The 25,572-nt window shown below is 69.3% G+C and carries 16 protein-coding genes and 2 pseudogenes; 12 read left to right on the top strand and 6 right to left on the bottom strand.

The window, feature by feature from the left end; all coding sequences use genetic code 11:
• Positions 1–10: 10 nt before the first annotated feature.
• The 3 genes from IAI54_RS07155 to IAI54_RS07145 all read right to left on the bottom strand — a co-directional run bounded on the left by IAI54_RS07155 (position 11) and on the right by IAI54_RS07145 (position 3,371).
• A complete protein-coding gene (locus IAI54_RS07155; protein WP_187971686.1) occupies positions 11–229 on the bottom strand; it encodes a hypothetical protein in 219 nt (72 codons plus the stop codon).
• 632 nt (positions 230–861) lie between these two features.
• On the bottom strand, positions 862–1,698 hold the full coding sequence (locus IAI54_RS07150; RefSeq protein ID WP_187971685.1) for an alpha/beta hydrolase: 837 nt from the start codon (positions 1,696–1,698) through the stop codon (positions 862–864).
• Positions 1,699–1,982: 284 nt separating this feature from the next.
• Positions 1,983–3,371, bottom strand: a complete 1,389-nt coding sequence (locus IAI54_RS07145) for a PAS domain-containing sensor histidine kinase (protein ID WP_187971684.1) — start codon at positions 3,369–3,371, stop codon at positions 1,983–1,985.
• Positions 3,372–3,597: 226 nt separating this feature from the next.
• On the opposite strand from IAI54_RS07145, the gene IAI54_RS07140 reads away from it, so the two are divergent.
• Positions 3,598–4,041 (top strand): response regulator transcription factor, encoded by a 444-nt coding sequence (locus IAI54_RS07140; RefSeq protein ID WP_210321221.1) that lies wholly within the window; start codon positions 3,598–3,600, stop codon positions 4,039–4,041.
• Positions 4,042–4,058: 17 nt separating this feature from the next.
• On the opposite strand, the gene IAI54_RS07135 is transcribed toward IAI54_RS07140, so the two are convergent.
• Positions 4,059–4,682, bottom strand: a complete 624-nt coding sequence (locus IAI54_RS07135; RefSeq protein ID WP_187971683.1) for a response regulator transcription factor — start codon at positions 4,680–4,682, stop codon at positions 4,059–4,061.
• 172 nt (positions 4,683–4,854) lie between these two features.
• On the opposite strand from IAI54_RS07135, the gene IAI54_RS07130 reads away from it, so the two are divergent.
• Complete coding sequence (locus IAI54_RS07130; protein ID WP_187971682.1) at positions 4,855–5,808, top strand: helix-turn-helix domain-containing protein; 954 nt, start codon at positions 4,855–4,857, stop codon at positions 5,806–5,808.
• A 228-nt stretch (positions 5,809–6,036) separates the two neighbouring features.
• Here the strand turns inward: IAI54_RS07130 and IAI54_RS07125 are convergent, their stop codons facing one another.
• Positions 6,037–7,380 carry a hypothetical protein gene (locus IAI54_RS07125; protein ID WP_187971681.1) on the bottom strand — a complete coding sequence of 448 codons (1,344 nt, stop codon included), beginning with the start codon at positions 7,378–7,380 and terminating at the stop codon, positions 6,037–6,039.
• A 195-nt stretch (positions 7,381–7,575) separates the two neighbouring features.
• Positions 7,576–8,580, bottom strand: coding sequence for a UDP-glucose 4-epimerase GalE (gene galE, locus IAI54_RS07120; RefSeq protein WP_187971680.1), 1,005 nt, complete (start codon positions 8,578–8,580; stop codon positions 7,576–7,578).
• A gap of 125 nt (positions 8,581–8,705) precedes the next feature.
• On the opposite strand from galE, the pseudogene IAI54_RS07115 reads away from it, so the two are divergent.
• The 10 genes and pseudogenes from IAI54_RS07115 to IAI54_RS07070 all read left to right on the top strand — a co-directional run.
• Positions 8,706–8,906 (top strand): annotated as a pseudogene (locus IAI54_RS07115) (hypothetical protein); the annotation flags it as partial.
• Positions 8,878–9,507, top strand: a pseudogene (locus IAI54_RS29270) (SWIM zinc finger family protein); the annotation flags it as partial. The pseudogenes IAI54_RS07115 and IAI54_RS29270, both read left to right, overlap by 29 nt.
• A gap of 1,729 nt (positions 9,508–11,236) precedes the next feature.
• Positions 11,237–12,604 (top strand): DEAD/DEAH box helicase, encoded by a 1,368-nt coding sequence (locus tag IAI54_RS07105; RefSeq protein WP_187971679.1) that lies wholly within the window; start codon positions 11,237–11,239, stop codon positions 12,602–12,604.
• A gap of 465 nt (positions 12,605–13,069) precedes the next feature.
• Positions 13,070–14,680, top strand: a complete 1,611-nt coding sequence (locus IAI54_RS07100) for a winged helix-turn-helix domain-containing protein (RefSeq protein WP_187971678.1) — start codon at positions 13,070–13,072, stop codon at positions 14,678–14,680.
• A 448-nt stretch (positions 14,681–15,128) separates the two neighbouring features.
• Positions 15,129–16,388: a DUF1598 domain-containing protein gene (locus tag IAI54_RS07095; protein WP_187971677.1), complete on the top strand. Its 1,260-nt coding sequence runs from the start codon at positions 15,129–15,131 to the stop codon at positions 16,386–16,388.
• A 294-nt stretch (positions 16,389–16,682) separates the two neighbouring features.
• Positions 16,683–17,765, top strand: a complete 1,083-nt coding sequence (locus IAI54_RS07090) for a hypothetical protein (protein ID WP_187971676.1) — start codon at positions 16,683–16,685, stop codon at positions 17,763–17,765.
• On the top strand, positions 17,762–19,786 hold the full coding sequence (locus tag IAI54_RS07085; RefSeq protein WP_187971675.1) for a VWA domain-containing protein: 2,025 nt from the start codon (positions 17,762–17,764) through the stop codon (positions 19,784–19,786). The genes IAI54_RS07090 and IAI54_RS07085 overlap by 4 nt, the downstream gene beginning before the upstream one ends.
• Positions 19,783–20,550 carry an ABC transporter ATP-binding protein gene (locus tag IAI54_RS07080; RefSeq protein WP_187971674.1) on the top strand — a complete coding sequence of 256 codons (768 nt, stop codon included), beginning with the start codon at positions 19,783–19,785 and terminating at the stop codon, positions 20,548–20,550. Before IAI54_RS07085 ends, IAI54_RS07080 begins: the two co-directional genes overlap by 4 nt.
• A 23-nt stretch (positions 20,551–20,573) precedes the next feature.
• Positions 20,574–22,427, top strand: coding sequence for an ABC transporter permease (locus tag IAI54_RS07075; RefSeq protein WP_187971673.1), 1,854 nt, complete (start codon positions 20,574–20,576; stop codon positions 22,425–22,427).
• 32 nt (positions 22,428–22,459) lie between these two features.
• A complete protein-coding gene (locus IAI54_RS07070) occupies positions 22,460–25,555 on the top strand; it encodes an SUMF1/EgtB/PvdO family nonheme iron enzyme (RefSeq protein ID WP_187971672.1) in 3,096 nt (1,031 codons plus the stop codon).
• The last annotated feature ends 17 nt before the right edge of the window (positions 25,556–25,572 follow it).

The raw sequence follows: 25,572 nt of genomic DNA, 5'->3' as shown, positions 1-25,572 counted from the left end.
CCGCGTTTCCTCACGAACGCAGGTTGCGCAGGGTCGCTTCCGTTTCCTGGTAGATCCTGAGGATGTCCGCTTCGGCAGGGCCATTGCGCGCGGTTCCGGCTTCATTCGCGAAGTGGCGGAGCATGGGCGTGACGACGGCCGTCGGGGGGTCGCTTTCGGATATGCCGAAGTCACCCGCCGGTTTCTCAGCGCTCATGCGCCCGATCAGACGTTTCAGGAAGGAAATCATTCCGACACCTCTTCTCACGAGGTGAAAGAACACCTTTCCGGCGGCCCTGGCTTCACCCGAAAGGGTGAGGCGTGACGCTCGCGAGGACTGATCAGCCTGGAGCGACGCTTCGACAAGGGGCCGGTGGACGACGCCGGCCAGGCGATCCTCGATCCCCTGCGCCCGCATCTCGCGCGCGCCAGCCTCCTCTCGGCACGGTTTCGCCTGGAGCGGGCGCGCGCGACGGTTCAGAGCCGGGAGATGGCGGGCTGGCGGCTGCCGCGAGCACCGTCGACGGAAAGGCGGTCGCGGCTAGCGGGCGGCTCGCGGCGATGGCGGACATGGTGGTTCCGCGCGCCTTCCGGCGCTTCCCGCCCGCCGACCCGGCCGCGCAGAAGAGGCCGGTCCAGGCTCTCGAACGGCCAAGGCGGCCGGCCCAGGGAACCAGCCGCGACACTATGCTTCCCCGCACGGCGGCCGGAAGAGCAGCCGAGGATCGTGCACATCCTGCCGCTCGGGGCTTCGGCGCGCGACGTCTTCCGACAGGGCGATGGCCCGATGATCGGAGCGGGGATCGGCACAGGCGCCAGGCCGGGCGCCAGCCTGCCCGAGGCGCTTTTCGACCGCGCCGGTCGAGCCGTGCATGCGTCCCGCTAGGCGGCCGACTTCGGCAGGCGCGCGGCGATCCAGGACGAGATGTCGGCGATCACCTCCTCGCGGCCCACGTCGGCGAGCAGGTCGTGGACATGGCCGTCGTAGATCTTCAGCGTCTTGTCGGGCGAGCCGGCGTGATCGTGGAAGAACCGGCTGCCCTCGCAGTTGGTCGCCCTGTCGGCACTCCCGTGCAGGATCAGCACTGGCAGGGTGATCTGCCCGAAGGAAGCGTGCAGCCGTTCGTCCGCCCGGACCAGGGCCGCGACGGTCGCCGCCGGCTGGGTCTCGTGGAGGGTGAGCGGGTCGGCGTCCAGCGCGGCCAGCACGTGCGGGTCGCGGGTGAAGTCCTTCATCTTCAGGGACAGGACGCCGAGGCGCGGCGCGACGTGGCTGACGCCCTTGATCGCGGCCAGCACGATCCCAGGCGCCGGAACCTGATAGGCGAAGCTTTCGCAGATCAGGCCCGCGATCTCGTCCTGGAAGTCGAGGCAGTAGGTGCAGGACACGACGCCGCCCGCGCTGTGACCGAGCAGGAAGATCGGCAGGCCGGGCAGCCGCTGCCGCGCGATGGCAATCAGGCCGCGCAGGTCTTCCACATAGCGGGCGACGTCTTCGACATAGAAGCGCTCGCCGTCGGACAGGCCGCGTCCGCGCAGGTCGAGCGCCAGAACCTCGAGGCCCTGCGCGGCGAACCGGCCGGCGACCCAGCGGTATTGTCCGCTGTGCGAGTTCAGGCCGTGGCAGATCACGACGACGCCGCGAGGCGCCGTCGCCGCCGTCCAGGTCCGCATGTGGATGCGGGTTCCGTCGGCGCTGTGGAAATCGTCTTCGATCATTGCCGTGCTCCATGGATCGGCGTGGGTGGGGGGGCGTCGGCGAAGGGGACGGGCACTGATCCGGTCCGGACGGAGGGGCGGCGGCCGACCTCCGTCCGGAAGCGGCGGTCAGCCGCGGATGAACGCCAGGAGATCGGCATCAACGAGCGCGGCGCCGATCGTCGCTCTGCGGGAGAGGGGCTGGTCGGGAAGCGTCATCGGTGTCTCCTCCGCGTGGTGGGGCGCGGCAGGAAGACGGTAGCAGCCGCGCCGGCGGCGGGGACCTATGCGAAGGGTTGGAGAGCCTATTCCTTGGCAGGGGAGGGGATGGGCGCGCGGGACGCCGCGGGGAGATCGAACTGGAAGATCGCGCCGCCGCCGTCGGCGGACTGTGCCGTGATGCGGCCGCCATGGGCCTCGATGCAGCTCTTGCAGATCGCCAGCCCCATGCCCATTCCCCCCTGACGGGTCGAATAGAAGGGCTGGAAGATGAGCTGCAGGTCGTCCTCCCGCAGTCCGGGGCCATCATCCCGGATGGTCACGACGACCCTGTCGCCGCGCTCCCGCGCCGAGATCGACAGGTCGCGCGCGCCGCTCGCCGTCGCAGCGGGCGGTTCCGCCATCGCCTGCGCCCCGTTCATCATCAGGTTGACGATGACCTGCTGGATGTTCACCTCTTCCGCCAGGAGCGGCGGCAGGCCGTCCGGCACGTCGATGTGGACGGAGACGCCGTGCATCCGCAACTCGCGGTCGATCAGAAGCACGCTGTCCTGCACGATGGTCGCGAGGTCGCTTTCGGCGGAAGGCGCGGGGGCATTGGCGATGAACGCCCGGGTGCGGTCCACCACCGCCGTCGCGCGCGTCGCCGCGGCCAGCGTGTTCTGCAGGGCGGCGGTCGCCTCGTCGAGGTCGGGCGTCCCGCGCGACAGCCAGCGCAGCGCCGCCTCGCTGCTCGAGACGATGGCGGCGAGGGACGAGTTCACCTCATGCGCGATCGATGCGGTCAGCGCGCCGACCGTGCTGATCCGCGCCGCCCGCGCCAGATCCCGCTCGGCGCGGGCGAGACGCGCCTGGGTCGCCTTGTAGTCGGTGATGTCGATGTCGCTGACGAGGATGTCCTCGAAATCCTTCATGTTCGCGGGCAGGCCGGCGAAGAACAGCGTGTCGACCTCCTTGCCGTCCGGCATCGTGATGTGGGTCTCGGACCGATAGATCGTCGCCCCTTCCGCGAAGGCGACCAGCCACTGGATGAAGGTATGGTCGGTGTCCGGCAGCAGTGCCTCGAGCGACCCCAGCATTTCATGCTTGCCCGAGGCCCCGGCCCGCTGCACGGCGTGGTCGTTGACGTCGGTGATGGTCACACTGCGCCGGATGGCCCGCAATTCGTCGGGGTGCTGCGCGAAATGGGACTGCATGTCGGTGACGCCGCTCTCGAGCAGGCGCATCACGGCATCCCGCGCCGCCGACCAGTCCTCGCGCCAGAGCGAGACGCCGGCGCGCTGGAACAGGATGTCGGTCCAGCGCTGCGCTTCGGCCAACCGGTCCTCGAGCCGCTCGCGCGCCGCGCGACAGAGACCGATCGCCAGGGCCTGCAGCGCGATGGCCAGAAGACACAGCGCCGGGACGGTCGCGGACGGCGGGCCGGGATGGAGCAGAGCCAGGCCGACGACCGGGAGGGCGAGAAGGACCAGCATCAGGCTGTCCGTCCCCGTCCAGCGCGACCGCTTCCGCCTGGGACCGGGGTCGCGCGCCCAGGCCGGAAATCCGTCCGGTGCACGCCGTGGCCGTGGTTTTGCGGCACCCTCGCTCGGCCAGAGGGTGAAGACCTGACGCATGATTCCCCGGAAGCTGAGCGGACGACCGCGACGGAGCGGCAGAATAGCACGTACGGTGCGGCCGATCTTCTGAACCTTCGCATAGTTGCCGGGCGGGTCCGGTGCGGCCAGTCTGGCGCACCCTGATGCTCGGTACTGCGGGAGGCGGGACATCGAACGGACAAGCGGGCGGCCTCTCGTCGCCATCGTCGACGACGACTCCAAGGTCCGCAGCGGGCTGTCGAGCCTGCTGCGGTCCGAAGGCTTTCGGGTCGATCAGTACGAGCATGCGGAGGCCTTCCTGGCAGCTCTGCCCGAGAAAATGCCCGACTGCCTCCTGACCGACATCCAGTTGCCGGGAGCCGACGGGCTGGACCTGCAGCTGGAAATGAGCCGGCAGTTCCCGGCGCTGCCCATCGTCGTGATGACCGCCTATCCCAGCGCCGCGCTGCGCGACCGGGCCATCCGTCAGGGGGCCCTGCGGTTTCTCAGCAAGCCGTTTTCCCACGACGAACTCCTGAGCTCCATCCTGCAGGCGGTCGAAAGGTGAGGCCAGTGGCGGCGCATCTACGTCTCTTCGTCGAGCCCCAGCTGCCCGGCCATGCGGACCAGTTCCGCCAGGCTGCGGGCACCCATCTTCCGCATTGCCGCGGCGCGGTGGAACTTGATGGTGATCTCGCTGAGCCCCAGTTCGAACGCCGCCTGCTTGTTCATCATGCCGTCGGTGACGAGGCGCATCACCTGTCGCTCCCGGTCGGACAGGGTGCGGTAGCGATCGACCAGCGCGGCACGTTCGCCGTCCTGCATCCGTCGCCGGCTTTCGCGGGCGAGCGTGGTGGTGACGGCGTCCAGCAGGTCCTGGTCGCGAAAGGGCTTGGTCAGGAAATCGACCGCCCCCGCCTTCATCGCGCGCACCGACATCGGGATGTCGCCATAGCCGGTCATGACGATCACCGGGACGGTGATGCCGCGCGTGGCGAGATCGGCCTGGAAGTCCAGCCCGCTCGCCCCCTTCAGACGCACGTCGAGCAGAAGGCAGGATGGCCCGTTCTCGCGCGGGGCCGCCAGGTAGCTGTCGGTGGTCTCGTGCGTGCAGACCTCGAAGCCGACCGAGCGCAGAAGCGAATTCAGCGCCTGGCGCACCAGCGCGTCGTCGTCGATGACGTGGACTGCAGCATTCGCTTCCGTCATTGCCGGATCGGCCCCGCCGAAGATCAGGTTTCAATCTCCGGGAGAATATCACCGTGTCGTGCACTTGTCTTTGCCGCAGGTGACTTCGGTTTACCTCCGCGTGCCGTTCCGGACGCGCAGGGGCTGGATCCGGTCGCCTTGCGCCACCCTGCATCCATCAGGAGGAACGATCGTGGACGCGCCATCGCTTCGTGATTTCGGAGCCAGGAAATTTCAGCGGACCGGGCTCCTCGTCGCCTCGCACGACCGCCCATGGCGCAATCTCTGCGCAGAGTTGCGCAGTCACACGCCGGGCGAGATAGTGCCGCCGGAGCCCTCGCAACTCGAAGTCACCATGATCGTCCGGGGATCGGCCTGTGTCGTCCGTCGCCGTACCGGGCGCTGGCAGCAGAACGTCGCGCGCGACAGGACCGTCTGGTTCTGCCCGATCGGCGTGCAGGAGGAGGAGATCAACCTGTCGGCCGACATTCCCGAGGTGCTGCACGTCTATCTCCCCCGGGACCAGTTTTCGCAGCTCTCGACCCTGGATGGCCTGGCCGGCGCATCGCCGATGCAGATCGCCTATCTGGCGGGAGTCGAGGACGAACTGGTCCGGCAGATCTGCTTCCGCATCCTGCAGGAACTCATCAACGAGACGGCCGGCGGGCAGATGCTGGTGGAAAGCCTGGCGCAGAGCCTGGCCGCGCATCTGGCCGCATCCTACGGTTCGGCATCACCCGGATCGCCGCATCCTGAGCGTCCCGGGCTCGATCCGCGTCGCTTGAACCGGGTCATCGAATTCATGAACGCCAACGTCGCCACGGCGATATCCGTCGCCGATCTGGCCGAGGTCGCCTGTCTGAGCCGCCATCACTTTTCCCGCGCCTTTCAGGCGGCGACCGGCCTGCCGCCGCACCGCTACATGAGCGAACTGCGCCTCGATCGCGCGCGCCGCATGCTCGGCGAGACCGACACGCCGATCGCGCGCATCAGCGAGGACTGCCAGTTCTCGTCCCAGGCCGCTTTCTCGCGCGCTTTCCTGCGCGGCACGGGCACGACCCCGTCGGACTACCGCCGTGAGCGGAAGTCCCTGGATCAGACGCGGATCGTCCATCTGACGGGCATGCCGAAGGAGGATGCGCGGTAAGCCCCGGTCGCGCGCTCGGCCGGAGCCGGACCAACGGCGGCACCGACCGGTCCGTCTGGTCGCGCGGCGGCAGTTTCGGCCGCGTGCCCCCCATGCGATGCGCGCGAAGGCGCCGCCCGGGGCATGAGGTGCGGATGGCGCCTCGCGATCGGGCCGGCGTCTCCGCAGCCGACCAAGGACGGTCCGGCGTCGGGCTCATCCTCCGCCGTCCCGGCCCCAGGGCAGGGATCACGCCCGCCAGCAGCCGGGCTTCGGCCAGCGCTGGTCGTTGAAGAGGAGCGAGAGATCGTGCCGTTCGAAGAAATAGCGGTAGAGGAACGCCGGATGGAAGGGGTTCTCCTCCGCCGGGAGGTCCGAACGCATGCGTTCGCGGTCGCGCTCGATGAGCGATTTCGCGAATTTCGCCTGCGCCTTCGGCACGACGTCGTATCCGCCGTCGGAATGATAGGGGTCGATCAGGCTCACCCTGTCCTCGCTCGGCACACGGCCGTAGAAGTTGTAGGCGTGGATGCGCTGCACATCGGGCGCCCTGATCCCGTCCCTCAGCAGGGCGAGCAGGGAGAGCTGCGACATGAACGGTTTCTGCATGTGCCAGAAGGCCGGCGGCCGGTCGTTGATGTAGTCCGTCCCGTCCGTCCGCCTGTAGCGCATCGGCGTCGCGATCCTGTTCAGGCTCCGGGTCTCGACGAAATTGTAGAGGCGCGGCAAGAGGTGCGGCTGCGGAACGATCCAGAAGGGGAACGTGTCGTCGAGCTCGTCCTGGGGGAGGGCGCCGGTCTCGATCAGGAACTTCGCGAAATACTCTTCCGGGCTCGTCTCGAATGCGCGCGGGTCGGCAAGCTTCACGACCGCATCGCCTCCGGCCGCGCTGCGATCCTCCTCCCGATCCCCGGGCCCGCTTCGCCGGGCCGTGAGCCAGCCGGGCCGTGAGACCGCCGCGAAGGCGGCATCGATCGCGGTGCGGGCGCGGTCGCCCAGGCGTCGCGGTCGGCCCTCGTCCGGCGTATCGTCCGCGGCGTGGGGAGGACCCGCCAGACTCCTCCCGAGGGCCGGCCGCGGGTCCCGTTCCAGCCGTGCGAGCCCCTCCGCCCATGCCTTGAACCAGTCGGGGTTCGAGATCGATGCGAAGGCGGTGCTGGTCGCCGTCCGGGTGATTCCCCGGAACGCCCTGGACAGGCTGTCGAGCGGAACGTTGTGCAGGATGTCGCCGTCATAGCAGAGAACCGGCGCCCCCCCGAACAGTCGCTCGATCAGCAGCCAGCGCATGAAGGCGAAGGTGAATATCTGATATCTTCCGCCGAAGGCCTGGACGATCGAGGGGAAGCAATCGCAGATCTGCTCGTAGAGCAGCGTCTCGATGCGGACGGTGAAGCTGTCGCCGAGTTCCTCGATCATGCTTTTCGGGATGCCGTCGGTGTGGCCCACCAGCACCACGCACAGCTTCTCGCCGGTGCCGAAGCGCTTCACGTGGCGGGCGTTCTCCAGCAGCCACGTCGAGCGCCTGAACTGCTGCAGGGGCGCGGGCCTGTCGGGCGCGGGGGGCGGCACGAAATTCACGCTGACATGATGCACGGGGGCGTCCTGTGGTTTTCGGGTTGTCGTCCGGCAGGGCGAGGCACTCTGTCCAGGCCCAGTTCGTCCCGCATCGTCGGGCCATTCCGCGGACAGGCCGGTCCAGGCGGTCCGCGAACGGGAGGAGCGGCGGCTCCGGGTGCCGGGCGGTGGTCGGCGACCCACCCGCAGCCCAGCGACCCGGCGAGGGCATCGTCAACCGGCGCCGGCCGGCGCGGCGGCGCGCCTGTGCCAGGCCCATGCCGTCCGCACGATCTCGTCGAGATCGGGGAATTCCGGCTTCCAGCCCAGCGCCACGCGGGCGCGGGAGGCGTCGCTCACCAGGGCCGCCGGATCGCCCGCGCGCCGCGGGCCGACGACGAAGGGAACGCGGGTGCCCGTGATGCGCTCGACCGCGCGGACGACCTCCAGGATCGACGCTCCCTCGCCGCGACCGAGATTGAGGGCACCACCGGGATGGCCTTCCTCCAGACGCATCAGCGCCGCCACATGCGCGGCGGCGAGGTCGCTCACATGCACGTAGTCGCGGATGCATGTTCCGTCCGGGGTATCGAAATCCATGCCGTTGATGCGCAGGTCCGCTCCGCCGGCGGCGGCCGCGAGCAGAAGCGGAATGAGGTGCGTCTCCGGCGCGTGATCCTCGCCGATCTCGCCGTCCGGGTCCGCCCCGGCGGCGTTGAAGTATCGGAGCGCGAAGGCGCGCATCCCGTGGGCCGCGCAGAAATCCGCCGTCATGCGCTCGGCCGAAAGCTTGGAGGCGCCATAGGGATTGATCGGACGCTGCGGCATGTCCTCGTCGATCGGCAGGCGGTCCGGCGTGCCGTAGGTGGCGCAGGTGCTCGACAGCACGAACCGCCCAACGCCATGATCCCTCGCCGCCTCCAGGAGGTTCAGCGAGCCCGCGGCATTGATGCGGTGGTAGCGGCCGGGATCCGCCACCGATTCCGCCACGTCGGCGACCGCGGCGAAGTGCAGGACGGCGGAGGGTCCGTAACGGGACATGACCTCGTCGAGCCGGCCGCGGTCGAGGATGTCGCCCCGCTCGAGAGGCCCCCATCGGACAGCCGCCACGTGGCCCTGGCTGAGATCGTCGAAGGCGACGGGCAGGTAGCCGGCGCGCGCCAGGGCCTTGCATGCATGCGCACCGATATAGCCGGCGCCTCCCGTCACCAGGACTCTGCCCCGGTCCCCCCCGTTCATGGACGTCACTTCGCCATCCCCGCTCGGCCAGCTTCCGTCCGCCCCCGGACGACGCTCTCATAAGTTGTTTTCCGACGGTGTAAAGCCGTCTTCGACATCGGCGGCGGCCAGCCGGCGAGGCGGCGGGCTTCCTGCCGGTGGGGCTCGCCCGGTCCACCAGCGGCGAGTATGCGGGAAACATCTTCCGGGTCGTCGGGATCGCCCTGATCGTGTCGTGGTTCGTCGCGGTCATCGTTACCCCGTATCCGGGGCTGAAGCTGCTGCCGCTGCCGAAACCCGGTTCGCATCACGGCAGCTATGACGGGCTGCTCTACCGGAAGCTTCGCGCCGGATCCGCAAGCCCCGCAGCGCTGCCGCTGCGGCTGGCCGGCGAGTGAACCTGTTCGCCTCCGTCGGCCGAGGCTACCGAAATCCTGCCTTGACGGCGCCCGGCGACGGGCCCGGCGCGCGCCGCCGGGACGTTCGAAGCGAGGGCATCCGACGCCGAAGGGTGGGTCGGACGGTTCGCTCCTCCGTCGAACCTGTCGAAGCGCTGCAGGGAGGAGGGGATCGGTCGCCGGATCCTGCCGCCCCCTGTGGACGGGTCGACCCGATCCGCCCCGACCCCTTGACCTCGCCCCCCGACGGGGCATGGATCGGGGGCGGCGGGGTGCGCGTGCGTCGGCCTGGCGGAAGACGCCCGTTCGTCGGCGGCAGCGGCAGTTGGACATCATGCAGATTCGGCTCGGCGACCACTTCGATCACGCCACCCTGATCAGGGGGGAAGAGTACGCGCAGCGCGGTCTCGTCCTCTCCGTTTCGGCGAACGAGGACGGCACGATCCGCAGCCTGGTTTCGAACGGGCGACGGGACCGCTACCGGCAGACGATCCGCTTCGGGAATGACACCCTCGCGGGCGACTGCACGTGCCCCGTCGGCTTCAACTGCAAGCACGTCGCGGCGGTCCTCGTCTCGATCGCCGGTCGCCAGGGGAAGGCACCGGCGCTCGCCGGGCCGGTGCTCGGCTGGCTCACGCAGGTCCGGGAGCGTTCGGAGACCCCGCCCGCGCCGCCCCCGCCGTCTTCCGATGCCTATCCGGCCAAGGTGAAGGAGCGTCTGGTCTTCGTGCTGTCGCCGAACGGCCCGCAGCTGAAAATCGACCTCTGCAAGGCGCGCCTCAACGCCGCGGGAACCGCGCTCAACAATGGCATCCGGCGCTACGACATCCTCAATTCGCTGCGCGGCGGCGCCCCCGCGGGCTTCGTCCGGGCGACGGACCTGGAACTCCTGGCCGGGCTTGCGCAGGCGCGGATCTGGGAGCCCTACTACGGCACGGGTCTGCCCGACCTTTTTCGGCCGCGGGGGGAGAACGCCTTCGCGCTGCTGCGCCGGCTCTGCGAGACCGGCCGGTTCCTGCATGCCGATGCGCCGGAGGCGGTGCTGTCCTGGTCCAATACGCGTATCGAGCCCCGGCTCGCCTGGCGCCTGTCGGAGCGGGGCGGCCAGAGGCTGGGCTTCCAGGATGCCGACGGCCGGCCGCTCGATATGCGCGGGCTGCCCGGCGCCACGCTCTGGATCGACCGGGAGAAGGGACTGATCGGTGCGATGGAGGTTGCCCTGGCCGACGACGCGCTCAGGCTCGTCGACATAGCCCCCGAGATCGCTCCGGACGAGGTGAAGGCGGTCGCCGAAGCCCTGCCGGACAGGCTCGCCGGCCTGTCCCTGCCGCCCCCCGGCAGGGTGCGGCGAACCCGGAAGGTCGCGACCCGCCGTCTCGTCCGGCTCGTCCTCGGCGCCGAAACTGCACGCGTGGGGGAGCGCTACTGGTCCGATTCGGTGCAACTGCCGACGCTCGTCCTGCGCTACGTCTATGACGGGGAGGAGGTCGGCGCGGACGATCCCGAGCCGCGCATGGTCGTCGACGGCGAGATCGTGACGATCGGGCGGGATCGGGGCTGGGAGGAGGCCTGCGCCGGGCGGCTGATCGAGGCGGGCGCCATGCAGGTCCGCGACCTCGAGTTCCACCGGCCGAGCGCGGCCATGACGAAGTGCGATTTCGTCTTCGCCGACGGAGAATTCAATCCGGAATCGCAAGAACCGTCCGACCTCCAGTCCGCGATCGACTTCGCCTTCCGCGTCGTGCCGGGCCTGCGCGCCGAGGGTTGGGACATCGTCGAGACGCCGAAATGGCCCTACCGCGCGAGCGCGGAAAAGGCGTCGCTGTCGGTCGAGACGCGCGCCGAATCGGGCGAGGCGTTCCAGGGCGCCGACTGGTTCTCGCTGGGGTTCCAGGTCGAGGTCGGCGGCCGGCCGGTGGACGTGGCGCCGTTTATCGCCGCGTTCCTGCAGCAGATGCGCGGCGCCTGGGAATCCGTCCCGGACGAGGCGACGCTCGCCGGGCATCTGGCGCGCCGCCCGATCTATCTGGACCGCGGCCGGCAGGGATTCCTCGCGGTGGACCTCAGCCCGCTGGCGCGGCTGTTCCACCTCGTGCTCGCCCACCACGCCGAACTGGGCGCGCTGCATCCCTCCGATGCCGGCGTCGCCCGACTCGCAGAGGAGGCGCTGGCGGGCAGCTCCGTCCGCTTCTCCGACAAGGCCGGGATCCTGCCGCTGGCCCGCAGCCTGCGGGCTCGACGCGACGCTGCGCGGCTATCAGGCCTACGGCGTCGCCTGGATGAGCCGCCTCCTCGAACTGGGCTTCGGCGGCGTGCTGGCCGACGACATGGGGCTCGGCAAGACGGTGCAGACGCTGGCGCTGCTGCAGGCGCGGCGCAACGCCGGCGGCGACGGGCCGGCCCTGCTGATCGTGCCCACCAGCCTGCTGCACGGATGGCAGGCGCAGGCCGCGCAGTTCACGCCGGGGCTGCGGCTCGCGGTCCTGCACGGCACGGCCCGTGCGGCCATGCGCGAGAAGGCGCTGACGGCCGATCTCGTCGTCACGACCTACCCGCTGCTGTCGCGCGACCGGGACTGGCTGACCGCCCGGGACTGGCCGCTGGTCATCCTCGACGAGGCGCAGGTTCTGAAGAACCCGGCCTCGCAGATGGCCAAGACCCTGCGCGAGATCCCGGCCCAGGGGCGCCTGGCGCTCACCGGGACACCGCTCGAGAATTCGCTGCAGGATCTCTGGACGCTGTTCGACTGGATCAATCCCGGCCTGCTCGGCGACCGCAAGCGCTTCCAGACGCTGTTTCGAACGCCGATCGAGAAGCACGGCGACGCCGCCGCGCAGGCCCGACTGCGGCGCCGACTGCGGCCCTTCCTCCTGCGCCGCACGAAGGAGGAGGTGGCCTCCGAACTGCCGCCGAAGACGGAAATCCTCGAGCGCGTCGACCTGCCGAAGGCGCAGCAGTTGCTCTACGAGACCGTGCGCAGCGCCATGGACGCCCGCGTGCGCGAAGCCATCGCCGCGCGCGGCCTCGCCGGCGCGCGGATCACGGTTCTGGATGCGCTGCTGAAGCTGCGCCAGGTCTGCTGCGACCCCGCTCTGGTGAAGACCACGGCCGCGAGGGCCGTCTCCGACAGCGCCAAACGCACGCGGCTTCTCGACCTGCTCGGCGAACTGGTCGCCGAGGGGCGCCGCGTGCTGGTGTTCTCGCAATTCGTCGAGATGCTGCGCCTGATCGAGGCCGATCTGGCCGAGGCGGGCATCGGAAGCCTGTCCCTGACCGGCAGTACGACAAATCGCGCCGAGGTGCTCGACGCCTTCGCGCAGGGCGACGCCCCGGTCTTCCTCCTCAGCCTCAAGGCGGGCGGCGTCGGCCTCACCCTGACCGAAGCCGACACGGTGATCCTCTACGATCCGTGGTGGAACCCGGCGGTGGAGCGGCAGGCGATGGACCGGACGCACCGGATTGGGCAGACGAAGCCCGTCTTCGTGCACCGGCTGGTCGCGGCGGGCACCGTCGAGGAGAAGATCCTCGACATGCAGGCCCGCAAGCAGGCCCTGGCCGATGCGCTGTTCGATGACGATGGCGGCGCGACCGACGACCTCCTGGACGAGGCGACGCTACAGGATCTCTTCGCGCCGCTCTCGGCCTGAGCCAACGGCGCGCTGCTTCGACCCCTCGTCGCGTCCGGGCCCCCGGCCACCGTGATCATGCCGACCGCGTGGCCGACGGTCATCCTCCGCCAATCGGCGCGAGGAGCGGCCGGATCCGGCAGGGCCGGTGGCCACCGTGTCCGGTCTGCGCGTCGTGCCGGTCGCGGAAGCACCCGGGAGACGCGGCACCCGGCTGCAACCGGAAAACGCGATCGTGTTCCGGCACAATCCTTCGTCGCGGAGGCGGCAGGGCGTCTGGGCATTTGTCGGGAAACGAGCATTCGCTTGCTGCGGCGAGTGACCAATCGCACAGACCGCCCTCCCGAACCCCGTCCAGAATGCGAGGGATCGCGGGCCGCCGGCGTCCAGGCGTGTCCGACCGCGTCTCGGCACGCCGGACAGGCAGGATGGACGTCGCGTCCCGCGGAAGCGGCGCGAAGGACGAGAGGACATGGGAGAGGGGACGTGAACGATCCTTCGGACCTTCGGTTCCGCTTCGGGGAAGTCGTCGTGGACCTGCAGCTCGGCCGGCTTTTCTGCGCCGGGGAGGAGGTCCTGCTGCGGCCGAAATCCTTCGAGGTTCTCGCCCATCTGGTGCGTCATGCCGGTCGGGTGGTGTCGCGGGAGGAACTGGTCCAGACGGTCTGGCCCCGGGTGATCGTGACCGAGGATTCGCTGACGCAGTGCATCCACGACATCCGGCAGGCCCTTGCCCGCGAAGGGCGAACGCTGCTGCGTACGCTTCCGCGGCGCGGCTACGTGTTCGACGGCGTGCAGTCCGCCTCCGCGGCCCCGACGTCTGCGTCGGCCGGCCTCTCCGCCGCAACGGGGCGGCGGCCGGCGGGTGAAGCGGAAGCCGGCGTCGCTGCGGTGCCGCGCCTGCGCCGGGACGGCATCGCCGTCCTTCCCTTCGCCCTGGCCGGGCCGGGCCATCCGGGCGACCTGCTGCTTGTCGACGGGCTCGCCCATGACGTCATCGGCCGGCTCGCCTGCATGCGCGGCTTCCACGTCATCGCCCGCGGCAGCGCCTTCGCGCTGCGCCAGCTCCATGCCGATCCGCGCGCCGTCGGCCGGGCGCTGGGCGTCCTCCACGTGGTCACGGGAACGGCGGCGGTCCGCGACGGCCGCCTGCGGCTGGTCGTGGAGATCGTCGAGGCCGACGGCGCGGGGATCCTGTGGACGGGCGAGTTCGTGGAGGACCTGCACGCCTATGCCGGGCTGATCGGGGCGCTGACAGACCGGATCGCCAATGCGGTCCAGCGCCAGATCAGCCTCGCGGAGACGCGCCGCGCGCTCGCGCTTCCCGAGGAATCGCTCGGCGCCTGGGAGCATTTCCACGCCGGGCTCGCGGGGGTCTACAGCAACGATCCCGCGCGCATCGGCGCCGCTCTCGATCATTTCCGCGCCGCGACCCGGCTTGCGCCGCATTTCGCCCGGGCCCATGCGGGCCAGTCGGTGTGTCACTGGGTGCTGGCCTTCTCCGGCCTCTCGTCCGACCTGGCGGCCGACGTCGCCGCCGCCCGCCGCACGGCCGAGGCGGGAATGGAGGCCGACGACGAGGATCCCTACACGCTCTGGTCCTACGGGCGGGCGCTCGGGCTCGAGGGCGACCAGCCTGCCTGCCTGCGCCATGCCGAACGGGCGGTCGCCCTCAGCCCGTGCTTCGCGCACGGCCATTTCGAGATCGGTCTCGCCCACGCGCTGTACGGCGAGCCCTTGCGGGGCCTCGAGCACATCGACCTCCTCCTCGCGCTCAGCCCCCTCGAACCCGCCCTCTACTCCGCCCAGCTGGCGCTCGCCCATGCCGAGTTCCGTCTGGGCCGCGCGGCGGCCGCGGCGGATTGGGCGCGCGCGTCCGCGGCTCACCCGGAGAATTTCGCCACCGTCCTCGCACCGGCCGCCCTGATCCTCGCCGGATGCGGCGACCTGGAGGGGGCGCGGGCGGTTGTCGCCCGGCTGCGCGCCCTGGCGGCCGACCGCGGCATGGCGCCGGCGGCCCGGTCTGCTGCGGCTCTGTCTCCCGAACTCGCCACCCTCTGCGGGAGGTTCGGTCCGCTGCTCGGGCTCGAGGGGTGAACATTCGAGCCCGACGTCCGCGGAATTCGGAGAAATTTCGTCCGACTTTCAGGACCGGTGCCGGCGGAATGGGTCATTCTCGTCGGACGCTTCACCAACGGAGGCCGACGTCCTCATGGGTCCGCATCGCACGATCTGCAGCCGGAGAGGATACCTGACCGAGATCGCGTTCGACGGCGCGACCGGCCGCTTCGTCGAAACCCCCTTTCCGCCGAAAGCGCCACGGCCGCGACGACGCCGCCCGCGTCCATCGGATCAGTTCCGGGACGAGGCGCGTCAGCAGCCCGCCGGTATCCCGGCCGATGCACAGCCCGCACCGGTTCGGTTGCCGCCAGGCGGGCAGGCCGACCCTTCCGCGCTCGAAAATCGCTTTGTCGCGCACGCCGCCCGTGGTTAGATCGCCGCACCCCCCGGGTGCGGCATCATCACGACACGGTCCTCGTACGGCATGACGGAGATTTCGAGACGGCGACTGCTGGGAACGGGCGGGGCCGCGCTGGCGACGGCGGCGCTGCCCTGGGGCAGCCGGATCGTGCGGGCCGGGGAGCCGGTCTGCGGCTTCGAGCCGTCGCGCTTCGACGCCGACCCGCAGGTCGCCGTGTCGCTCGGGCAGCTGATCGCCTCCCTGCACGAGTGCAAGTCGACGTCGAAGACCTTCTCGCGTGCCCGCTGCTCGCGGATCAGGCGCTTCGGCGGCATGACCCGTCTCGACGGCTTCGTCGCGGATCCCGCCACGAAGGACGTCGTGCTGTGGGGCCAGAAGGAACCCGATGCTCCGCCGCTGTTCCTCGACGATTTCGTCATCGCGATGCGTGCGGCCATGGGCCGCTACATCGGCAAGCCGGGCGAGCCGGGCTACAATCTTGCGCCGGGCATCTCGATCGATCCCGATCCCGAAGTCTACCGGCGGCTGCGGGCGATCGATGCCGACGATCCGGATTTCGACCGTCGCGTCGAAGAGGTCTGCGCTTCGCCGCAGAAGGTGCGCGTCGACGGCATGCCGCGGCACACCCGCGTCGCCTACGTGCTGGTCGATGCCGACTACCGGATGAAGCAGGTGGGGCAGGGGACCATGAAACTGCCCATCGACTCGCCGTTCCCCTCGCACACCGAGGTCTCCCGGACCTATTCGAAGATCGCCCGCAAGCGCGGCGAGACGCTGGGACCCACCAACACGCGATTCTGGTTCGCGCCGGGCCGCTTCGACTACCAGGTAACGCCCGCCGCCGATGCCGGCTTCCTGGAGACCGCGCAGGTGGTGCTCCAGGACGAGGACGAGAAGCTGACGCATGACGGACTTGCGGCGTCGGGCGCCGTCAACCCGATGACGCGCGCCTTCACCTGCGCCTGGACCGAGCGCATGGAGGACACCTACCGCGCCGAGCCGATCTGGCGCGACATGCACAACATCTTCCGCCATTTCGCGCTCGCGCGCATCATCGTCCGGCACGGCGTGCTGGAGGCCGTGCGGTTTCCGGTCCGCGAACATCTCGACGCCTATGTCGTGCAGCCGGTCAAGCTCTGGGACACCCTCCCGGGCAAGAGCCTGGTCTACCGCGACGGCGGCTACACCTCCTGGGTGTGCGGCGGCGTTTCGCTCGGTTTCGACGAAGCGAATTCCCGGCGCCGGACGTCGGGGGCGAGTGCCGCGTCGAGGATCCTGGCGAGGCGCCCGCAGCGCGACGCCGTCGTCTGGGACGTCGGCTGAGCGGGACGCTCGCCTCGGTCGAGCCGGAGGTTAATCGACATCGATCGCACCTCCCTTCGTGAACCGGGCACGCGGGCCGGCTTCGTTGCTTTCGCGCGAAAGTAGATGTCACCGGTCTAAAGTATCGAGCGTTGCCTTTGTTGCACAATATTGCGCTCCAGACAGAAAAACATGTCTTTTTGCTCTGTCACCGTCATCCTCGACCGATGCCGGGTGCGGTCCGGCCTTGACATCCCCTTGCGGAAACGTCGATCTTGCCGCAGGGGAACTCCGGGATCGGGTGGGGTAGTCGGAATGCGGCGACAGTGGGTGGCGTGCCTCGCGGCCTGGGCGGCGCTCGTCGCAGCGCCTGCCGGCGCCGCCGAAACCGGCCGCAGCACCAGTGCCTTCCTCGATGCCGACCAGCCGCTGTCCTGCGACGTCAATCTCGCCGACGACCTCGACGTGACCGAAATCGCCGCCGCCCCGGCCGAACAGCTGCCGGAGGCCACCCGCGCCGCCTTCCTGCGCATGAAGATCCTGCGCTATCCCGCCGCCGCACCGGAAGAGCGCCGCGTCGGCGACACGACCTATCTGCGCGTCTTCGACGACCACCTCTTCCTCTATCACTGGCCGGAGGAGGAACTGCTTCTGGAACTCCAGGACGCGATGGCGGATGCCGCGCCCGGCGCGCTGCTGCGCGAGGCGCGGGACTGCTCCTTCGAACGTGCCGGCCTCGTGGCCTTTCACGCGCCCTTCTTCTCGAAGGCGTCAAAGGGGCGTCTCAACCAGGGAACGCCGGTGCTGCACGTCGAGCGGCGCATCTTCATCGCCGCCGACGAGGTTCCCGCGGGCGTCGGCGCACCGGCGCAGGCCGCCCGGTCCCGCGACGTTCCCGGACGCATCGTCGCTGTCGACCGCGCGGACGGCACACCCGCCGTGTGGACGCAGAACGACTATCCCTGGATCGACCTCGCGGCGGCGCGGACGGTCAAGCCGGGCGACACCGTCTTTGCCGTCGAGCGGACGACATGCGAGGCCGACGGGAACTTCATCCTGGGATCCGTCGGCGTCGTCAGCGACGGGGACACGGGCGCGATCATGCGCCAGGAGATGATCGCCTCCAACAATTACTACGGCGCCAGCGGCGATCCGCTCGACGCGTCCACCGTCGCCGGCAGCGTCGACGACCGTGCCTACTGGTGCATCCCCAAGCGGGAGTTCTGCTACCAGCAGGTTCCGTTCGGTGATTTCGGCGTGAAGGCGAAGAAGGGCGAGACCGCCCGTTTCGCGCCGGACCGCATCTACTCCATGGAACAGGGCCTGCTGCCGGCGCTCCAGGCGGCGGTGGTCGGCGCCTGTCCCCAGCGGATCATGAAAGTCAGGACCTACAGATGATGTTGCGAACGCCCGCCGACCTTTTCCGCACCCTCGCGTGCCTGCTCCCGGTCCTGCTGGCCGCGCCGGCCTCCGCGCAGGACGCCGACGTCGACTGCCGCGCTCCCGAGGAATTCTGCATCGTCACGACGACCGGTCTGCCGCTGCGGCTGCTGACCAAGCCGCAGTCGAACATCTACACCGAGATGGACGTCAACAGCCATCAGAGCGAGGCGAACCTGCCGGCCTTCGAGGCGCTCTTCGCCTTCGAGATGTTCGACGTGAAGTACGACCAGGCGAACTTCACCGCCGAGGGCTGGTTCGTCGTCGGCCGCAACACGCGTGACATCCTGGGCTACATGCGGGCCGAGGACGTGGTGATGTGGAAGCAGGCGCTCGCACTGGCCTACGTCAACCCCGGCGTCTCGGAACGCAAGCCGGTGCTGATGTTCGAGAACCAGGAATCGCTCGACATCGCGCTGGAGGAGATCGACAGCGGAACGATCGCCGGCGACAAGCTCTACGCCGACATCGCCGCCGGTACGCCCCCCCCGGGCGTCATCTCGCGCGAGCCGAGCGCCTGGGTCGACATCAACCAGCAGTTCTACCTGCTGCCGATCCTGCAGTTCGAGGATCTGAGCGCGCTTTCGCCCAGCGGCGACATGCGCGCCCTGCAGACCGCCGCCCTGACCGCGCAGGCGCGCTCCCAGCAGGTCGACGCCTGCGACATCCGCCAAGCCGGTTCCTCCGACTGCTTCCGCGAGCAGACCGGCGGCGGCGTCAGTTCGATCGCGGCCGACGTGGTCTTCGTGATCGACATGACGGTGTCGATGGACCCCTACATCAAGGCGGTCGAATCGGCGATGCGCGAGGCGTCCCAGGCGCTGTCGCAGAAGCTCGCCGATCCTTCGGCGCTGAAGTTCGGCCTCGTGGGCTACCGCGATTCCCCCGAGCAGAGCCCCGGCATCGAATGGGCCGCCAAGAATTTCACGCCCGACCTGCTGCCGGCCGCCGAGTTCCGCGATCTTCTCGGCTCCGGTGTGGTGCAGGTGGCGACCGTCGGCAGCGGCGACCACGAGGAGGAGGTGTTCGCGGGCGTCCAGACGGCCATCGCCTCCAACTGGTCCGCGCAATCCGCGCGCACCATCGTGCTCATCGGCGACGCGAGCTCGCACCCGCTCGGCCACGAGAAGAACACCACGGGCCTCAGCGAACAGGCGGTGCGGGCACTGGCCGACCAGGAGCAGGTCTACATCGCCTCGATCTACGTCGGCGGCGAGGGCTCGTCGGACTATCCGAAGGCCAAGCCGCAATTCGAGGCCATGGCGGCCGGCGACGGCGAATCCAACATCGCCTTCGCGGTGATCGGCGGCGGCGAGACCGAACTCGAGGAAAGCCTGCGCAACACGATCGGCAAGGTCATCGACTTCATGAGCGCCGGCCGCTTCACCAGCATCTCCAGCGACAGCGCGGGAAGCGATAGCACCTCAGCCGCGATCCTGGGCGCCGTCCGCGCGGCTTTCGTCGAGTACATCGGTTCAAACGCGACGCCCCCCTCCAACATCACCGCCTGGGTGGTCGACCGCGACCTGACCGATTTCGAGAAGCGCGCCTTCGAGATCAAGGTGATGGTCCGCAAGGGCGAGCTGCAGGGGCTGATGAGCACGCTGAACGAGCTGCTCGAAGCCGTGAAGGACAATCAGACGAGCACTGCCGACTTCTTCGGAGCGGTGCAGACCAGTTCGACGTCGCAGGCCCTCGACATCACGGCGCAGCTGCGCAACCAGCCGACCAGCCAGCTGATGAGCGTCGTTCCCCGCTGGATCCAGTCGCTGCCCTACAAGAGCGAGATCCTCGCCCTGACGCTCGACGAGTTCCGCCAGTCGTCGCCGGCCGACCGCACCCGCTTCGAGGAACGGCTGAAGAGCCTGGCCGAGCTCTACGACGACGTGCTGAACCGGCCGGACGCCTGGGCCAGCCTGAACTCGGAGGACACCGCCGAGGAGCGCGTCTACATGCTCGACCTGGCGAACCTGCCGTGAGCCAGGCCGTGCGGACGGTCGACGCGGACGACGCGGCGGTGCTGCGCATCGAGGCGCTCACGAAGGTGCTGGAGAGCGGCGGCGCGCGCTTCGAGCTGCAGGTGCCGAGCCTGTCCTTCCGGCGCGGCCGCTTCTATGCGCTCGTGGGCCGCAGTGGCAGCGGCAAGAGTTCCATGCTCGATCTGCTCGCGATGGTGTCGAGCCCCACGACCGTCGGCGCCTACAGTCTCGTCGCGGACGGCGAGGTGCTGGATCTCGCCGCCATCGTGCGCAAGGGCGACGACCGCGAGATCAGCCGCGTGCGGCTGCGCAACTTCGGCTACATCCTGCAGTCCGGCGGTCTTTTCTCTTTCCTCACGGTGCGCGAGAACCTCGAACTGCCCTTCATGCTGGCGGGGCGGCAGCCGGATCACGAGGCCACGCGCCGGCTCATCGAGCTCGTCGACATGACCGCGCAGCTGGACAAGAAACCGTCCGAACTGTCGGGCGGTCAGCGCCAGCGCGTCAGCATCCTGCGCGCGTTGACGCTCGGTCCGCAGATCGTGCTCGCCGACGAGCCGACCGCGGCGGTGGACGAGAACCTCGCCGCCACCATCGTGGGCGAGCTGAAGCGCCTGGCGCAGTCGCGGGGGGTGACCGTCATCATGGTCTCGCACGATCTCGACCTCGTCCGCAGCTTCGCCGACGAGATCATCACGCTGCGCCCCGAGACGGTGGGTCCGCAGGCCTCGCGCACGGTCGTGCGCCAGGGGGTGGCGGTATGAGCGGCGCGGCGCGGGAAGGCAGCGTGCATCGCAGCGTCGGCTTCGTGGCCTGGCGCGACCTCGTCAACGAAAAGCTCATCACGCTCTGCCTGATCCTGTCGGTGGTGGCCGTGGTGGCGCCGATCCTCCTGCTCGCCTCGGTCAAGGTCGGCTTCATCGACCGGCTCCGCGAGGAGTTCATCCAGGATCCGAGCTTCCGCGAGGTGCGTCCGCAGGATCCGGATCTGCGGCAGGAGAGCTTCTTCGCAGAGCTCGCCGGCTGGCCGGACGTCGCCTTCGTGGCGCCGTCGGTGATGCTGGTGCCGCGCGAGGTCGACTATGTCGTCGAGGGGAGCCGGAGCCGCGAGGAGGCACGGCTCTGGCCTTCGGGTCCGAGCGACCCGCTGTTCGAGCGGCTCGACGGGCGCCCGCCGTCGGGCGACGCGGTCGTCGTGTCGTCCGACATCGCGGAGAAGTCGAAGATCGGCATCGGAGCCTCGATGGTGCTGAGGGTCAGCCGCATCGAGCGCGACAAGCGGCAGACCGTGGAAGTGCCGGTGACGGTGGCCGGCATCGTTCCGGGCCAGTTGCTGCCGCAGCCGACCATCCTCGCCGATCCGGCGCTCGACCGGCAGGTCGAGAGCTACCGCGCCGGCATTGCCGTGCCGGAGCGCGGCTGGAAGGGCGTCGCCCTGCCGCCCCGACAGGTCTTCCAGAAGCTTGTCGTCGCAGCCGAGCAGGACATCGGCGACACCGTCCTGTCAGACCTGCGCATCCGCGTCGGTGCGACCGCGCTCACGCAGGTGAGCGCGCAGGAGGCCGCCGCGCTGGCCGGCACCGTGGCGGTCCCGCTCGCCGGTCCGCCTGACGGCCGCAGGTTCTACGTGCTGGAGAATGCAGGACGCTCCTATTCGGGCGGCGACGTGGACGAGGCGATGGCGGTGCTCGCCAACACGCGGGCGGCCGTCATCGGCATCGGCGCGCCGGTGTCGGTGCGCCTGCTCGGCACCGCCACGGAACTGTCCGGCCTCGACCCGCGGCTCTTTCCGGGCGTCGGCGGAGGCGCAGGCTGGGCCATTCGCAACGGCGCGCCCTACATGCTCAACAATGCCGTCTACCTGCCCGGGGACGCCCGGCCCGCATGGGAAGGGGCGGGACGGCCGGCGACGGTCGATCTGGAGATCGTGCCGCCGGCCGGCTGGAGCAGCAAGGCCTTCACCATCGTGGTCCGCGTCGCGGGCTTTCTCGACGTGGACGCCGTGGTGGCCAGCCCCGCCCTGCTCGGCATGGTCCGGCGCGGCGAGAGCGTCCCGCTCGCCTTCGACGCCGCCAACAGCAACATCGTGGAGCAGTCCGCCGGCTTCCGCGGCTTCCGTCTGGTCGCTGCAACCATCGACGCGGTGCCCGGCATCGTCGACCGTTTCCAGCAGATGGGCATGACCGTGCGCGCCAAGTCCGACGAGATCCGCAAGCTGCAGCAGCTGGAGCGCAGTCTCGACACCCTGATCCTCGTGGTCGCCAGCGTGGCGCTGGCCGGCGGCTTCGCGATCCTGTCGTCGAGCTTCTTCGCAAACGTGCAGCGCAAGCGCGTCGACTACGCCACCATGCGTCTGATCGGCATGCAGAAGCGGAGCGTCTTCCTGATCCCGGTCACGCAGGCCGTCATCGTCGGCGCGCTCGGCGTCGCCGGTTCGGTCGTGGTCTACCTCATGGTTTCGGGCTTCCTCAACTCCGTCATCGGACCGCAGCTCGGCTTCGACGGGCAGCTGTCGAAGCTCTACGTCGCGCATTTCGTCCTGTCGGGCGCCTTCGTGCTGGTCGGATCCTGCATCGCCTCGCTCGCGGCCTCGCGCGAGGCGACCCGCATCGATCCGGCACAGGCGATCAGGTCGCATTGAAGCCGCGCGTCGCTGGGAAAGGAGCGGAAGGGATGACGAACATGCTGCTCAGGACGGTCGCTGCGGCCCTTGCCCTGCTCGCGCCCGCGACGGCCGCGCTGGCCCAGTCCTGCCCGGCGGTCTCGCTGACCAGCGAAATCTTCGCGTCCTGGTCGAACCCGCATCCGGACGGCGACGACTTCATCCTGCCGGGGCCCGGGGGAATGCCCCTTGTGTTCACCCGCGTGGGGCTGGGGACCGGTGACCTCTACGGCGACGAGAAGACGACCTACACGATGGGGTCGTCGCGGAAGGTGGTCTTCGAGACGCCGCTCGCCGTGCGTGTGGCGTCGCCGATCACCGACGGCGTCCGCAACTCGTCGCTCTACATCGGCAAATACGAACTGACCAAGGGGCAGTATGCCTTCATTCTCGGCAACGGCCAGCTGCGGCGAGGAGTCGAGGCCCTCTACGCCCGCACGAAGGACGAACGCGTCCTGCGCGCCATCTCGGACTATGCCAACGCGAACGGCAGCTGCGCGGGCGTGCTGACCAAGCCGATCGCCGATCTGCTGGCAGAGCCGATCACCTATCTGAGCTATCGCGACTACGTCGAGGCACTCGACCTGTTCAATCTCTTCTGCATCGGCAACAAGGCCTGCGGCGACAAGCTCATCTCGCTGTCGCGCAACCCGGACTATCCGGCCTTCGTGCGTCTGCCGACGGAGCACGAATGGGAGTTCGTCGCGCGCGGCGGCGGCGAGTTCGTGGCCGGACGGATCACGCGCGAGGCGCTGCAGGGCGACATTCCGCTCCTGCCGGCCGGCCGGACGCTCAAGGATTTCGCCCATCTCGGCAACGACCCGCAGCGGCTCCTGGCGATCGGCTCGAAGGACAGGCTCTTCGGCGTCTACGACATGATGGGCAATGCCGGCGAACTGATGCTCAATCCCTTCACCGCGGAGAACGGCTTCGGTGCCGTCGGCGCCTACGTCTCGCGCGGGGCGAGCTACCGGCTCCCGGTTGACCAGTACCGCGTCTCCATGCGCGACGAGCAGCCGGCCTTCCGCCGTGACGACGCCGACGGCAGGCTCCTCGTCCAGAATTTCCCCTATGTCGGCGTGCGGCTGGCGGTCGGACTTCCGGTGGCGGGCAGCACCGAGCGCACCGGGTCGTCCGAGCTGCAGGAGGAATTCGCCTCCAAGTACAAGTCGATCGACGAGACGGGCGACCAGGCCGGCAACAGCTTCGGCGACGCGCGCAAGCTCGGCGCTCTGACGCAGCGCGAGATCCAGGTCTCGGAGAGGCTTTCGGCGGCAGACACGGTCGACTTCTTCGAGATCGGGCTGGCCGAGTTCGCCGCCGTCGAGGTGCAGCTCGAGGCCGAGGGCGATCTGCAGCTCGCCATTCTCGACGAGGCCGACACGATCCACGCCTCGGGCGTGTCCTCGAAGGCGAAGTCGGTGGTCAGGTCGAACGACCTCATACCCGGCCGCTACTTCGTGCGCGCGACCGCGGTGAACCCGGGAAGCGAGGAAAAATCCTACTCGCTGGTCATCCGCAAGACGCCGGCGGCCGATACAGGCATCCCGCGGCCGGAATCGGCGGCGCTGGCCCAGGCCGCGCCGGTGGGGAAGGGGATCGACGTCAAGGGCTTCGTCGGTGCCGGCGACCGCGCCGACACCTACCCGGTCCACATGGACGACGTCCGCGCGGGGCTGCTGGTCACCGTCGCCGAGCTCAAGGCCCCCGTCACGGTCGCGCTCCTCGACGACCGGCAGCAGACGGTCATGCGCGCGACGTCCGAGGCCGGCAAGGATGCGGTCGATCTCACCGTTCCGCTGGCGCAGGGGGCCAGAGGTTTCCTCCAGGTCAGCGCGGAAGGAAACGGCTCCACCACCTACCGGATGAAGGTGACACCCGAACGGCTCTTCGACGAGGCTTTCGGCAAGACGATCGCCGACGCGCGGCGCAGCACGATGGCCCGGAAGTCCTATCCTGGTCTGCTGACGGCGCGCGACAGCCGGCTCTTCCTTCCGATCAAGCTGAAGGATCCGGCCAAGCTGCGCGTCGAACTCACCGGACTGAAGGACGCCGCCGACATGGAGATCGTCGATTCGCGCGGGCAGGCGGTCCAGTCCGACCACAAGCGGCCCGGCACCAGCGACGAAGTCTTCGCGCGCGATCTGCAGGCCGGCGACTACCACGCCCGGGTCACCCTCGGCGCGGGCGCCCGCTACACGCCGTTCCGGCTCTACTACGTGACCGAACAGCCATCGACCCCTGCCGTGACCCGTATCGATCCCGCCATCGCGAGGGCACGCGCGAAGGTGACCAGCGGCTTCGAGAGCGAGACGCTGAAGCAGGCCGAGACGCGCTACTACAAGCTGGAGGTGACGTCGGAACGGGGCGTCGTCGTGGCCGACCTGTTCGGTTTCGTCGCCGCATCCGACCTCGACCTCTACCTCGAGGACCAGTTCGGCGCCATCATCGCCAAGTCGAACAAGAGCGGTGCCGAGCAGGAGGCGATCAAGGAGACCGTCGAGCGCGGCACCTATTTCCTGCGCATCGTTCCGACGGGTACGGCCACGACCAGCTATTTCAGCCTCACCACCGACGTCATCTCCGGCATGCGCGACGTCGATCTGAGCTGGATGGGCGCCGTCGTGGAGCAGAACGGCGACTGGACCGTCTATCGGACCGGCGACCGCTGCTACATGGCCACGGTGGCGATGTCGGTCTATCCGGACCTCGGCTGGCGGACCGAAAAGCCCTATTTCTACATCGGCGTCGAGCGCGGCGATCCCAACATCTGGATTTCGCTCGACCGTTCCAGCGAAGACGGCGGCACGGACTACTACCAGGGCGGCAAGGCGGAGCTCTACATCGACGGTCGCCGCGGCGTGACCGGTACCTTCGAAGGGCAGAACATGAAACCGCTGACGACCAGGAACTGCCCCTCCGGGAGCTGCATCGATTCGGATGCGGTGCGCGGTTTCCGCCGCGGCACGTCCATGGACGTTCGCGGACGTTCGTCCAAGGGCGGCGACGATACCGAGATCAACTACAGTCTCAGGGGCTATACCAAGTCGGCGCAGCGCATCAACCAGATCTGCGGTGCAAAGGCGAACTGGATATGGAACAAGTGAGTGCTTCGATTGCATTC

The organism is Aquibium microcysteis, assembly GCF_014495845.1.
In the GTDB taxonomy this organism is placed as follows: Bacteria; Pseudomonadota; Alphaproteobacteria; order Rhizobiales; family Rhizobiaceae; genus Aquibium; species Aquibium microcysteis.
The sequence above is the reverse complement of the archived record's forward strand: the minus strand, read 5'-3'. Positions and strand labels throughout refer to the sequence as shown.